This is a genomic window from Mucilaginibacter psychrotolerans (genome assembly GCF_004519315.1).
Lineage (GTDB): Bacteria > Bacteroidota > Bacteroidia > Sphingobacteriales > Sphingobacteriaceae > Mucilaginibacter > Mucilaginibacter psychrotolerans.
This window is the reverse complement of the sequence record NZ_SOZE01000007.1, coordinates 25,621-39,627: the sequence shown is the minus strand read 5'-3', so window position 1 is coordinate 39,627 and position 14,007 is coordinate 25,621. Positions and strand designations below refer to the sequence as shown.

Here is a 14,007-nt window from a genome sequence, read left to right as displayed (position 1 = left end):
ATTGTACTATTGCATAGTGGCGAACACACCCCTGCCATCACACAATCCTGCGCGCCCCCTCTCAAGAGGGGAAAAAATCAACGTTCCGGAAATTATTGTTTCAAACCCATCGCTACTTACAATAACAGCTTTTAATAATACTATCCAGCATACCATGAATATCAAAAGAATTATCGCGCTGCTGCTTATCTGCGCTGCATTTTTTGGCCTGAAGGCATCGGCGGCTACGGTTGATACGGCGCTAACCCATAGCGTCGCTATGAACCGCGACCTGAAAGCCGTTGTGATAAAACCTGCCGACTACACCACCACAAAAAAGTACCCGGTGATGTACCTGCTGCACGGCTTTAGCGGCAACTATACCGATTGGATTAAGAAGATACCCGCCATTACCAAATTGGCCGATACCTATCATTTCATCATCGTTTGCCCCGATGGCGCGTTTGCGGGTTGGTATTTCGATAGTCCTGTAAATAAGGATTTTATGTACGAAACCTATATAAGCAAGGAGCTGGTAAGCTACGTTGATAGCCATTACGCCACCATTGCCACCCGCAAGGGGAGGGCCATTACCGGCTTAAGCATGGGCGGGCACGGTGCGTTGTTTCTGGCGTTTAAGCATCAGGACGTTTTTGGCGCTGCGGGCAGTATGAGTGGGGTGGTGGATATACGCCAGTTTGCCGATAGCTATGGCATTGAGCAATTGCTGGGCAAATACAGCGAACACCCCGAGGTATGGGAACAGCATTGCGTGGTAAGCCTTATTTATTTAGTAAAGCCCAACGCGTTGGCGCTCACTTTTGATTGCGGTTACGACGATGGGATGTACAGCGGCAACCAGGAATTGCACGAGAAACTACTGGAGCGCAAGATACCGCACGATTACACCGTAAGGCCCGGCGGGCACTCCTGGGAATATTGGGGAAACGCTATCACCTATCAGGTGCTGTTTTTTAGCCGGTATTTTAATGGCGATAAATAGGCGGGTATCTTTTATTAAAAACATTAATAATAACGGTTTTAAAACTTGTTAAAATGTTAAACAATAGCCTTGTAGCTAAGCAAATTATCAAAAATAAAAAAAACGCGAAAAAAGTTTGCTAAATCGTTTTTACAAACTATATTAGCATTATAATTTAATACCAGAATTATAAACCAATTATTGCCTTAGTATAATCCCAGCCGTTGAGCGTGTGTTTTCGTAGGATTTGCTAAAACGATTTTAAGCCAAAAAGTATAAAAAGTATTGAAGCTTCGCCGCTTTGTTATAATAACCCTATAGTATGAAAAAAATTTACTTTCAGTTTGTCGCGTATTCCTTTTTCCTGCTGTTGTTCCTCATGGCATCCTGCAAAAAAGATGGCTTTTTGGGGCAAACCACCACATCAAACCTTACCGAAGAAACCGTATTTAAGGATAGCGCCAACACCGTAGGCTTTTTGGCAGGCATTTATGCAAACGTCAATTTCAGTTTCGCGGCCAACAGGTTCACTTATGGTTTCGGTACGCCCAATGGCGGGTTAGATGCCGCTTCAGACGAGGCGGAGGTTTTTAACTCTGGCGGGTCAACCGCGCTGGCCTGGGAAACCGGTACCATCAACGCAGCCGTAGCTACAGATGATGCCTACCGCAAATCGTACACCAACATCCGTGCGGTAAATCAATTGCTCAAGAACCTGCCAAAATCGCCTATCAATACTTTCACCAAAACACAGATGAAAGCCGAGGCGCGCTTTTTGCGGGCATGGTACTATGCTATATTGCTTAAACATTACGGGGGCATCCACCTGGTAGGCGATAGTATTTATAACTATACCGATAAGATACCAGCAGCGCGCAATACCTACGAGCAATGCGTAAACTACATCGTAGCTGAACTGGATGCTGCCGCACAGGATTTGCCAACCACCCAAACCGGCGTAGGCTATGGTCGCGCTTCAAAAGGGGCATGTTTAGCTCTAAAAGCACGGGTATTATTATACGCTGCCAGCCCGCTGTTCAACGGCCAAAGGCTCAGCGGTACTAAAAACGCTGATGTTTTAGGTTACCCCTCAGAAAACAAGGAGCGCTGGAAGGCCGCCCGGGATGCTGCATCTGCGGTAATAAGTTTAAATGCTTACACGCTCTACACCGATAATTCTACGCCGGGTATCGGTTTTCAAACCGTGTTTACCATGCGTTTCAATACCGAATACATTTTTCCGTATATGAGCGGCACAGGCAATGTTGATCTGGAGAATTTGTACCAGCCGCCATCACGCACCGGTCAGTACGGGGCATTCCCGCTGCAGGGTTTGGTTGATGCCTTCCCCATGAAGAACGGTAAAGCGATAACCGACGCAACATCCGGCTACAACCCGCAAGACCCTTACGCCGGCCGCGATCCGCGTTTAGATTTTACGGTCATCCGCGATCAAACGCTGTTGCAAAACAGGCTGCAGTCTGGCCTATCGCCGGTTAATATATACCAGGGCACCTTCAATGGTGTACCCACCGGCCCCGATGCTGTACACAGGGGTACCGTTACCGGTTACTACGGCAACAAAATGCTTGCCCCAAGCGCAGTTGCCAATGATTTTATCCACCGTACCGATCGTGTTTTACCATTAATCCGCTACTCCGAGATATTATTGAGCTATGCCGAAGCCGCCAACGAATATGAAGGCCCCACCAACCTGGTATATGCTGCCGTAGAGGCTATACGCCAGCGCGCAGGCCTTAGTCCTTATCAGCTACCCGTAGGTTTAAGTCAGGCCGATATGCGCCAGGCAATACGCAACGAAAGGCGCATAGAGCTTGCCTTTGAAGAGCAACGTTTTTGGGATGTGCGCCGCTGGAAAATTGCCGATGCAACCGACAATATCCAAACAACGGGCATGGAGGTTAACCGCACGGGTACTGCGGTAACTTATACCATATTCCCGGTGCGTAAACGCAACTTCCGCACGGCGATGTATTTGTGGCCCATACCGCAAAGCGAGGTGGCCAAATCAGCAGAATTGATACAAAACCCTGGTTATTAATAAGCATCAAAAGATTATATGAAAAGGATATACCAAATAAAAACGCTGCTGCTGGTGATGATGGTTGCCGTATTGGCTACAGCCTGCAAAACCGAAAAGGTACTGCCGCAGAAAGAAGCTTTAAAAGATATTACCGGCAGCTGGCAGGTGATAAAGGCTACCCGCAACGGTACCGATTTAACGGCTATTATTGATTTTAGTGGGTTTAAGATAAACTTTACCTCAACCGGCTATGCCTTGGTAAACAAGATGCCTTTCCTGGTAGAGCAGGATGGCACCTTCGCGTTAGACGACCCGGAGTATCCGTACAAAATCACCTTTACAGCCGCCGGCAAAACACCCGTAGCCACTGCATTTACCTACCCTATAGTGAATGGTAAAAGGCAATTAAGCTTAACCTTTAGCCCGGGCTGCGCCAATAATTCGTACGTGTACGTGCTCCAAAAAACCAATTAACCAACCGCCTTCAACCGAATAAAGAGAGATTATGAGACAATATTTACATATAAAAGGCAAGAATTTATGGAGGATGTGCGCCTGCCTGATCATAGGCATTGCACTGGCCTGCTGCGGCGAGGAGATTGCCGGGATAGACCAACCCTCTACTGCCAAGGCGGGCGATATACTGCCTGTTACGGTGCATGTTAATATACCCACTGCCGGTAACGGCGGCCCCGATTACCTGGTGCTGGGCATACTGGTACCAAAAGGATGGAAAATAGCTCAAAATACCACCATTACCTACACCAGCCCCCAGGGCGATGGTACCATGAGCCTTATTCCCGATGGTTCTTTGCCTACCAAAGGCGGTGGCCTAACCTGGTCGGCTTACATGAAACGCACTTTTGGCCTGGCCGGCAACCTGATAGATGATATGGAATGGGTAGTTTTCCAAACCGATAAGCCTTACGCCCACGAGGGTGGCCACACCATTACCGGCGACCTGCACATCAAGATGAAAGTTGGTGCCGATGGCAACAACACCCTGGTTAAAATTGGCTATGCCATTACTGATACCGGCAACGGCCTCACCAGCGACCAGTTTGGTACCTACTACAGCCAAAAAAGTACCGATTGCTTTGAAGTAACCGGCGGTACCGGCGACCTGATAGATTTTTGCAACCCGCAGCTAACCGTTTTAGATCCACCAAAATCACTGGATAACGATATTGTAACGCTAACTTTTGATGGTGCGGTGGTAAATACCCCGGTAAGTGCAGAGCCAGAAGTTTACCTGTGCGCAACCGCTTACACCAGCGACGGCAAAACCATAGTAGTGTGCGAGCAAACGGCTAAAACGCTCATGAAGCAAACCACGGCTACCAGCAAAAGGTACCAGATAACCTTTTGGCCGAAGGCTTTTTTCAACACTACAGATGCGCAGACGATAATAAAGATGGAATACCATATTACCAACAAAGCAGGTACCAGTAGGGTAGGCTATGGTAATACCGATGCGCCATTTGTTTACACATTTAAATGCGGATAACCAGTTTTTGACCATAGCCTTGGGCCCTATCAAAGACCATAGTGTGCCCGGGCTTAAACCATATTATATTTTTTGCCAACAATTTAAACTTTATACAATGGCTAATTGCTACTTAAATAAATATTTTACGGCTTTGGTAATACTGATGCTGGCGCTGGCTACAACCGGTCGCGCTATGCAGCAGGATACCACCGCCAGGGTTGGTACCCGCCCGGGTATGGCCGGCGGGCTTGTGCTTGATGAGTACGGCAACCCGCTAAAGGGCGTAAAAGTTGCCGTAAAGGGCAAGGCAGATACCGCCAGCACCGATAAAAGTGGCCGCTTTGAGCTGAACGCCGCTGCGGGCAGCACGCTGGTATTCAAAGCCGCGAACTACAATGTACGCGAGGCTCGTTTTAAAGGTATCGACCTTACCATAAGGCTGATAGATACCTACATTAAAGCCCCTGCCAAAATAAATGTACTGTATGGCACTGCCGACGCGGATAAGAACCTCGGTGCAGTATCAACCATATACACCAATCAATTGGCCAGTACACCAGCGTCGCTTTATACCTACGCTTTGCCGGGGCAACTGGCCGGTTTATACACCCAGCAGCGCAGCGGCTTTAATAACCCGCAAACTACCGGGCAAACGCAGGCTGATTTTATTGGCAACGTAGTACTGCACAACAACTACCAGGCAAATGATAATACCGAGTTTTTTGTATCGCTGCGCGGACAGGCACCTATAACGATTATAGATGGGGTACAACGTGAGATTTCCTCGCTCGACCCGGAAAGCATCGAATCGGTATCGGTTTTAAAAGATGGCTTGTCAAGCATCCTGCTGGGCCAAAACAGCTCGCGCGGAGTGATATTGATCACTACCAAACGTGCGCAGGCCGGCGCTCCAAGGATATCCTTCACCGCGCAAACTGCATCGCAAACACCGCTGGGCTTACCTAACCCGCTGCCTGCTTACCAATACGCTTATTTGTATAATGAAGCTTTGCAGAACGATGGCAAGCTGCCGATTTATAGTGCAGCCGATTTTGCCACTTACCGCGACGGCAGTGACCCAACACGTCACCCGGATGTAAACTGGTACAACACCATCCTCCGCAAAAACTCGCTCATGACCAGCTATAAGCTTAACGTGAACGGTGGCAACAACATTGCCCGCTACAGCGTATCGCTTAATTACCTTAGCCAGGATGGTATGTTCAAGACCGCATCAGATGTACCCTATAACACCAACCTCAACCTTAACCGCTACATCATCAATACAGATTTAACAGTGAATGTAACCAAGAAATTAGTGGTAGATCTGCAGATGTTCGGCCGCATCCAGTCGGCAACGCAGCCGGGTGCGGGGTATAATAATATCCTGAGCAATTTGTATTCTACGCCAAATAATGCTTACCCCGTGCGTAATCCCGATGGTTCTTTTGCGGGTACCACTACTTATAACAACAACTTGTTGGCCCAAACCGAATACTCGGGTTACATGCGCACCAATAGCAACGATGTACTAGCCAACCTTGATCTTACTTACGATATGAGCAGCGTTACTAAAGGTTTATCGGGTAAAGCCATGGGCAACCTGGCGCTGTCATCGCAAAGCTTGCTGAACAGGTCGCTGCAAAACAATACGTTTTTAATAAAGCCCGATAATACTTATGCGGGCGTGGGTTCGCCATCGTCGCAGGTGAATAACTTTAACAGCTTATCCAGCGCACGCTATTTTTACGGCCAGCTGGCCTTGAATTACGACAGGACCTTTGGCAAGCACAACTTTACCGGTAAGTTGCTCTACGATACCCGAAGCATGAACCTCAACTTCGATTTAACGGCCACCACCACCAATGAGGCCCTTAAAGCAGGCTACAGCTACGATGGCAAATACTTTGTAGAGGGCGCGGTAAACCGCAGCGGCTACAGCAGGTATGCGCCGGGCAGGCAGTTTGGCGTGTTTTACGCAGGCGGCCTGGGCTGGCAAATGGGTAAAGAAGATTTCATTAAAGATAACCTGAGCTTTATTACCTCATGGAAATGGCGCGCCACCTATGGCCTCACCGGTAATGGCAACGTTGATAACTTTGGCTACTATAACTTTATCCAAACCTACAGCTCGCCAAATGGCTACCAATACAGCACCGGTACCAGCCGCAGCGATGTGCAGGGTATTTTTGCCAATGCGCTGGCCAACCCGCTCATCAGTTGGGAAAAAGCCGACAAGATCGATGTCGGCGCAGACATCGCGCTGTTCAATAATCATTTAAGCATTGCTGCCGATTACTACCACGATCGTTATAAAGACCTGCTGCAGATACGCGGACGCAACATACTGCTGCTGGGTACGCCTTACACGGCAGAGAACATCGGCATCGTGCTGAATACCGGTACCGAGCTTACGCTTACTTATCAAAACAACATCAACAACTTTAATTACTTTATATCGGGCAACGCCTCTATACAACAATCTAAAAACGTATTTAGCGACGAAACCCCAACTCCTTACCCATGGCTGCGCCATACCGGCCAATCAACAAATGCTATTTACGGTTACCAGGCACTTGGCTTTTTTGCCAACGCACAGGAAGCCGCCACCAGTGCAACTACTACAGGTTACACCGCCCAGGCAGGCGACGTGAAATACGCCGATTTGAATAGCGACGGTATCATTAACCAATTCGATATCACCAATATCGGCGGTAGCAAGGCGCTTATTTTTTACGGTTCATCACTGGGCTTCAACTACAAAGGTTTCGGTTTCAGTATGCTCATTCAGGGTGTAAAGAACAGGCAGTTCCTGTTTGATAACGCCATGGTTAACGGTTTTGCAGGTATCGGTTTTCTGGGGCTAACCTACGCAGGTCAGGGTTATGATAACCTCACCGGCCGTTGGACACCCGAAACCGCCGCAACCGCAACGCTGCCACGCTTAACCACAGGCAACGCCAACAACACGGCTTACAGCAGCCTGTATGTACGCTCGGGCGATTACATCAGGCTGAAGAATGCGCAGATAAGCTACGACCTGCCTTTTAGCTGGGTGAAGAAATTAAGGCTGCAGGGCGTAAGGTTGTTTGCCAATGGCGAGAATTTAGTAACGTTTTATGGCTATAAAGGCATCGATCCGGAAGTGAGCAACGGGGCATACCCCATACAAAGGGTAGTGAACGCAGGGTTTACCGTTAAGCTTTAATTATTGGTCATCATAAAAAATACGATCATGAAAAATCATCAAAATATTATAGCGGCGCTGATACTGATACTGGCCATTGCCGGCTGCAAAAAATATGAGCAGTTCCCGGTGGATAAGGTAGGTATCGATAAGATCTTCGATAGCAAGGATTCGGCGGGCGTAAACGCGCAGCATTATCTGTATGGCATCTATTCTGTAATGAAGAATGGCCACAACCGCGTAGGTGGCGATTACCTGGATGCCGCCAGCGACGATGCCATATCATCGGCATCGGGGCCAAGCAATGTAGCTACTATACTTTCTACAGCATCATACAACTCCTATACCGTGCCTACCGACGAGAATTTGTGGGGCACGTACTACGCCGGCATACGCCAGGCAAACGAGTTTGTGAACAATATTGATGTGGTGCCGGTTTTGGCCCAGTATAACGGCAAATCGCAAAAATTTGTGTGGAAGGCCGAGGCGCGTTTCCTGCGGGCCTACTTCTACTTCGAACTGATCAAGCGTTATGGCGGCGTACCGCTAATGGGTGATAAGGTATTGACTATTACCGATGATGTATCGTTGCCGCGCAATTCGTTTGATGGGTGCGTAAAATACATCGTTAGCGAATGCGATGCCATACAAGGCTCGTTATACGCCTATCCGCTTACCAACCCGGCCAGCCCCGAGGCTGATAGCCACCGCGCTACCAAAGGCGCAGCCATGGCCCTGAAAGCAAAAGTGCTGCTTTATGCGGCAAGCCCGCTTTTCAACGGCGGCAATATTGATGGCAGTAACCCGCTTACCGGCTATGCATCTGCTGATGCCGGACGTTGGGCCGCCGCTGCTGCTGCCTGCAAAGATGTAATGGACCTGGGCAAATATGCGCTACTGGATAATTACAAAGATGTTTTTATCACCCAGTATAACCCCGAGATATTGTTTTTCCGCCAGGTTGGCAATAACAACAGCATCGAAACCGCTAACGGTCCTATTGGCTTTACCGGTGCAACAGGCAAGGGCCAAACCAGCCCAACCCAGCAATTGGTTGATGCTTTCCCGATGAATAACGGTTTGCCCATAACCGATGCAGCATCGGGCTACGACGTAAACAACCCATACGCCAACCGCGACCCGCGCCTTACCTACAACGTTATTTACAACGGCGCGCAGTGGCTCAATACCTCTATCCAAACCTACGAAGGTGGCCAGAGCAAGCCCAATGGCGTGCTGCAGCAAACCAAAACAGGTTACTATATGCGCAAGTTTATGGGCAACTTCGAAACTACCGGCACCTACAGCTCGCACAGTGCAGACTGGATCATCCTGCGCTATGCAGATATGGTTTTAGGATATGCAGAAGCGCAGAACGAGGCAGCAGGCGCAACGCCCGAAGTGTACAACGCTTTGATAAGCATACGCAAACGCGCAGGCCTGGCAGCAGGCACAGGCAGCCTTTACGGCTTAAAAGCAGGCATGACCAAAGAGGAAATGCGCGCCACCATCCAAAACGAAAGGCGCATAGAGTTTGCCTTTGAAGAGAGCCGCTACTGGGATATCCGCCGCTGGAAGATTGCCGAAAACCTGATGAACCAGCCACGCACCGGCATAAGCATAACCAAAGTGGGCACCAGCCTGAATTATAACCAGGTAAATGTGCTTGCCACCCGGTTCGTATCGCCAAAGATGTACCTGTACCCTATACCTTATGATGAGGTGCAGAAGAACCCGAATATGAAACAAAACCCCGGATGGTAATACCTGAAAGATCAATTAAACCAATTAATTAAGCAGCTATGAGAAAAATAATACTTTTCTTTCAAATCATACTAACATTGCTTCCGGTGGCTTTGTATGCTCAAAACACAACTGTTACGGGCAAGGTGCGCGATATATCGGGCGCGTTGCCGGGCGTATCGGTAGTTGAAAAGGGGATGACCACCAACGGTGTCATTACCGATGTTAACGGCAAGTTCACGCTTACGCTCAAGGGGCAAAGCGGGGTAGTTGTTATCCGCTTTATAGGCTACATCAGCCAGGAGGTAAAGGTGCGCAACGGCCAGCCGCTTGATGTTATCCTGCAAACCAGCACAAACGGTTTGGATGAGGTATCGGTAGTGGCCTACGGTACACGTAAACGTATCACCAACACCGGTGCAGTAAGTTCAATATCCGCAGGCGAAATACGCACCGTGCCAACCGCCAACGTGCAAAACGCACTTACGGGTAAGCTGCCGGGCTTCTTCTCGCAACAAGGCTCGGGCCAGCCGGGTAAGGATGCATCAGACTTCTACATCCGTGGCGTAAGCTCTTTAAACTCGGATGGTAACAAACCGCTCATCATTGTAGATGATATAGAATACAACTACGATCAGTTACAGCAGATAAACGTAAACGAAATTGAAAGTATCTCGATATTAAAAGACGCATCTACCACGGCTATCTACGGTATAAAAGGTGCCAACGGTGTATTGGTAGTAACCACCCGCCGTGGCAAAAGCGGCACGCCTAAGATAAACTTAAGGGTAGAGGGCGGCATGGCGCAGCCTACCAAAACGCCGAAGTTCCTCAACTCCTACGATGCAGCTACGCTGATAAATGAGGCACAGCTGAACGATGGCATACCACAGAGCTTTACCCAGGCAGACCTTAACCACTTCAAAACCGGCGATGACCCATACGGCCACCCGGATGTGAACTGGTACGATAAGATATTCAAGAAACAAAGCTACCAGGCCAATACCAACCTGGATATATCAGGCGGTACCAATGTGTTAAAATACTTTATATCCGGTGGTGCCCTAAACCAGAACGGTTTGGTGCGCGATTTTGCCGACCCACAGGCCCTGGTAAACACCAACTATTATTTCCGCAGGTATAACTTCCGTTCGAACCTGGATTTACGCGTGAACAAAACGCTTGATCTGCGCCTGGATGTGACCACCCGTTTCAGCGATTTGAACCAGCCCTACAACCAGAATGCTGTAGGCGAGATATACAATTTTACCAAACAAACGCCATTTACCGCGCCATACATCAACCCGAACGGCACGTATAGCTATGCTTACTCGTCCTTCAACCCCGATCACCTGCCTACGCTGAACGCCAGGTTGGCTACCGGCGGCTACCAGCACTCGCGCCGTACAGATTTCAACTTCCTGTTTGGTGCTACGCAAAAGCTGGATGCCATTACCGATGGTTTATCGTTAACCGGCCGCATAGCTTACTCCAGCGTGGAGCAATTTACCAAGCAGATATTCAACGAGGGTATCCCGGCCTACCACTATGACCCGGTTACTAATCAATATGCGCTACGCCCGGGTGCTACCTACGTTTACCAAAACTACGGGCTCACCGGTAATACCGATATCAATACCAACAACTATAACCTGCAGGTGTACCTGAATTACGACCGCACCTTTAGCAATACGCATCATATTACAGCCCTTGCCTTGTTCAACCAAACATCCAATACGCTGTTTGCTAACCCATTCCTTAGTGGCGATTTGGTAGGCGTTCCGCAGAAATTTAGGGGAACATCCGGCCGGGTAGGGTACGATTATAAGCAAAAGTACCTGGTGGATGTCAACGTAGCCTACAACGGGACCGACCGTTTTGCCGCCAATCACCGCTTCGGTATTTTCCCGGCTGTGAGTTTGGGCTACAACCTGGTAAAAGAAGGTTTCTTTGCTAAAGCGCTGCCCGTGTTCAGCCTGTTTAAGCTGCGGGCCAGCTACGGTTTGGTGGGTTCTGATGCTGCACCGGGTAACCGTTATGTGTACAACCAGGTGTATAACAGGGGCGGAGGCTATAATTTCGGCCAATCGCAACAGAACTATGTATCGCTTTATGAAGGTTCATTAGGCAACAATGAGGTGGTTTGGGAACGCGCGAAAAAACTCGATATAGGTTTGGATATGAACCTCCTGAGGGATAAGGTGTCGGTAACGATAGATTATTTCCACGATATCCGCTACAACCAGCTCATCACGCCGGGCAGTGTGCCATTGGTACTGGGCGTAGGTTTGCCGGCTGTAAATATTGGTCGCACCCAAAACCAGGGTTTCGACGGAAGCATCAGCTACCATGGCAGCGCGGGCAAAGTGCAGTACAATGCCGGCCTGGTATTCTCGTATGCCAAAAACAAGATATTGGATAAAGACGAAGCCGCGCCTGCTTATCCATGGTTGGCACAAACCGGTTGGCCAATTGGTCAGCAGCAGGGCTACCACTTTTTGGGTTATTATACTGCCGCTGATATCGCCGCGATTGCCGCCTACAAAGCCGACCCGAAGAATAATGGCTCCAATGCAGGCAACCCGATTGCCGTACCCGATAACGGCATACCCCTGCAGCCAGGCGACCTGCGCTACGAGGACCTGAACGGCGACGGTACCATCAACGTATTTGATAAAAGGAATATCGGCAAGCCAAACCTGCCAAATACTATCCTGGGTTTATCGTTACAGGCCGTATACAAAGGCTTTAGCGTAAGTGTGCTTTTCCAGGGATCGTTTAATTACAGCTTTGCAGTAATAGGTACGGGTATCGAACCGTTCCAGAGCCAGTTCCAGCCCATCCACCAGGAACGCTGGACACCTGCAACCGCCGCTACCGCCAACTTCCCAAGGTTGGGTGTCAACCCAACATCTATCAACAGTCCGTCGGCTTACTTCAGCGATTACTGGCTGGTAAACGCCTACTACATCCGTTTAAAAACAGTGGATATAGGTTACCAGCTTCCGACCAAGCTGTTGCCGTTTAAAATTAACAACGCACGCGTTTATGTAAGCGCATACAACCTGTTCACCTGGGATAACTACAACAAGTACCAGCAGGATCCCGAGATATCTACCAACACCGCCGGCGATGCCTACATCAACCAGCGCGTAGTGAACCTGGGTGTGCAGATAGGCTTTTAAATTTGATTGAAATTTAGGCAGCAGGGTCAGGGCCGGTAACGGTTTTGACCTTTGCTGTTTTATAAGGGATGGGATTGTAACGGAATTTGTTGATTTTCTCCGGTTTTCAAAGAAAAACTCGGATTTTTAACGGAAAACACCGGTAAAAATGCCGGGTGCGGGTCTTATAAGCGGTGCCGCCGCATAAGCATTTGGCAGATTATATGCCATGCATTTTATACATTAGCATCATGTTCCCAACTATAGGCGATCTGGTATATTACGTTTTTAATGTAAGGTTAACCTTCCCTATACAAACGCTGGGGTTGTTTATCGCGCTGGCATTTTTTGGGGCCTATTTGGTTTTTACATCCGAGTTTAAACGGTATGAAGCGAACGGAAAAATTCATCCTTTTAAGCGTAAAGTGCTTGTGGGCCAGTCTGCTACGTTGTTGGATATAGCCGTGAATTTTTTGCTGGGCTTCACTTTTGGCTTTAAAGCAATCGGTATAGCGCTTAATTACAGCAGGTTCGCATTCGACCCGAGGGGGTATCTGGCATCTTTGCAAGGCAGCCTGGCGGGTGGTATCCTGGTAGGTCTTGGCTTTTCCCTCTGGGTATATTTCGACCGAAAGAAACAACAATTGCCTGAACCTAAGGTTGTTGAAGAAGTGCGCCATCCCTATCAGCTGATGGGGCTCATCGTTTTCAGCGTGGGTTTTTTCGGCTTTATCGGTGCCAAACTGTTCGATACCCTCGAGCATCTCAATCAGTTCATTTACAATCCCTTAGGTGTGCTGTTCTCCGTAAATGGCTTTGCCTATTACGGCGGGTTGATATTCGGAGCACTTACTTACCTGTACATCGGCTACCGCCACGGCATGAAGCAGGTGCACCTGGCCGATATCGGTTCGCCCGGTATGATGTTGGCTTATGGTATCGGCCGCATAGGCTGCCAGCTATCCGGCGATGGCGATTGGGGTATCGTCAATAATTATTTCAAACCGCAATGGATCAGTTGGTTGCCAAATTGGGCCTGGAGCTTTAAGTACCCACATAATTCCATCAACGCGGGGGTGTCTATCCCCGGTTGTACCGGCAATTACTGCAGTCAGTTGGTGCAGGGCGTGTACCCTACGCCCCTTTACGAACTACTGCTTTGTATAGGCATGTTCGCGCTGATGTGGGCCTTCCGCAAAAAAATAAAGGTACCGGGGCTGATGTTCTCCATCTACCTGATACTCAACGGGGGCGAACGGTTTTTAATAGAACATATCCGCATAAATTTTTATTACAGTTATTTAGGCCTTACTTTTACACAAGCAGAACTAATTGGCGGTTTGATGCTTTTGGGCGGGCTGGCTGGATTGGCCATCATAGTATTTAAACGTTACACATCGCCCAAATTAGCTGCATAAC

General features: G+C 48.8%; 8 protein-coding genes. All 8 read left to right on the top strand.

Annotation, left to right across the window (positions count from 1 at the left end):
- Positions 1 to 154: 154 nt before the first annotated feature.
- The 8 genes from E2R66_RS09080 (at position 155) to E2R66_RS09045 (ending at position 14,006) form a co-directional block, all read left to right on the top strand.
- Positions 155 to 982, top strand: coding sequence for an alpha/beta hydrolase (locus tag E2R66_RS09080; RefSeq protein ID WP_133229838.1), 828 nt, complete (start codon positions 155 to 157; stop codon positions 980 to 982).
- A 301-nt stretch (positions 983 to 1,283) separates the two neighbouring features.
- On the top strand, positions 1,284 to 3,023 hold the full coding sequence (locus tag E2R66_RS09075; RefSeq protein WP_133229836.1) for a RagB/SusD family nutrient uptake outer membrane protein: 1,740 nt from the start codon (positions 1,284 to 1,286) through the stop codon (positions 3,021 to 3,023).
- 18 nt (positions 3,024 to 3,041) lie between these two features.
- A complete protein-coding gene (locus E2R66_RS09070; RefSeq protein ID WP_133229834.1) occupies positions 3,042 to 3,479 on the top strand; it encodes a DUF5004 domain-containing protein in 438 nt (145 codons plus the stop codon).
- Positions 3,480 to 3,510: 31 nt separating this feature from the next.
- Positions 3,511 to 4,512: a DUF4961 domain-containing protein gene (locus tag E2R66_RS09065; protein ID WP_133229832.1), complete on the top strand. Its 1,002-nt coding sequence runs from the start codon at positions 3,511 to 3,513 to the stop codon at positions 4,510 to 4,512.
- Between the two features lie 97 nt (positions 4,513 to 4,609).
- Complete coding sequence (locus E2R66_RS09060) at positions 4,610 to 7,702, top strand: SusC/RagA family TonB-linked outer membrane protein (RefSeq protein WP_133229830.1); 3,093 nt, start codon at positions 4,610 to 4,612, stop codon at positions 7,700 to 7,702.
- 27 nt (positions 7,703 to 7,729) lie between these two features.
- Positions 7,730 to 9,445, top strand: coding sequence for a RagB/SusD family nutrient uptake outer membrane protein (locus tag E2R66_RS09055; RefSeq protein WP_133229828.1), 1,716 nt, complete (start codon positions 7,730 to 7,732; stop codon positions 9,443 to 9,445).
- Positions 9,446 to 9,483: 38 nt separating this feature from the next.
- Positions 9,484 to 12,609 carry a SusC/RagA family TonB-linked outer membrane protein gene (locus tag E2R66_RS09050; protein WP_133229826.1) on the top strand — a complete coding sequence of 1,042 codons (3,126 nt, stop codon included), beginning with the start codon at positions 9,484 to 9,486 and terminating at the stop codon, positions 12,607 to 12,609.
- Between the two features lie 230 nt (positions 12,610 to 12,839).
- Positions 12,840 to 14,006: a prolipoprotein diacylglyceryl transferase gene (locus tag E2R66_RS09045; RefSeq protein WP_133229824.1), complete on the top strand. Its 1,167-nt coding sequence runs from the start codon at positions 12,840 to 12,842 to the stop codon at positions 14,004 to 14,006.
- The last annotated feature ends 1 nt before the right edge of the window (position 14,007 follow it).

What these genes read in the sequence shown, in the direction of transcription:
- E2R66_RS09080 (WP_133229838.1), top strand. Translation starts at nt 155, where the DNA reads ATGAATATCAAAAGAATTATCGCGCTGCTGCTTATCTGCGCTGCATTT.
- E2R66_RS09075 (WP_133229836.1), top strand. Translation starts at nt 1,284, where the DNA reads ATGAAAAAAATTTACTTTCAGTTTGTCGCGTATTCCTTTTTCCTGCTG.
- E2R66_RS09070 (WP_133229834.1), top strand. Translation starts at nt 3,042, where the DNA reads ATGAAAAGGATATACCAAATAAAAACGCTGCTGCTGGTGATGATGGTT.
- E2R66_RS09065 (WP_133229832.1), top strand. Translation starts at nt 3,511, where the DNA reads ATGAGACAATATTTACATATAAAAGGCAAGAATTTATGGAGGATGTGC.
- E2R66_RS09060 (WP_133229830.1), top strand. Translation starts at nt 4,610, where the DNA reads ATGGCTAATTGCTACTTAAATAAATATTTTACGGCTTTGGTAATACTG.
- E2R66_RS09055 (WP_133229828.1), top strand. Translation starts at nt 7,730, where the DNA reads ATGAAAAATCATCAAAATATTATAGCGGCGCTGATACTGATACTGGCC.
- E2R66_RS09050 (WP_133229826.1), top strand. Translation starts at nt 9,484, where the DNA reads ATGAGAAAAATAATACTTTTCTTTCAAATCATACTAACATTGCTTCCG.
- E2R66_RS09045 (WP_133229824.1), top strand. Translation starts at nt 12,840, where the DNA reads ATGTTCCCAACTATAGGCGATCTGGTATATTACGTTTTTAATGTAAGG.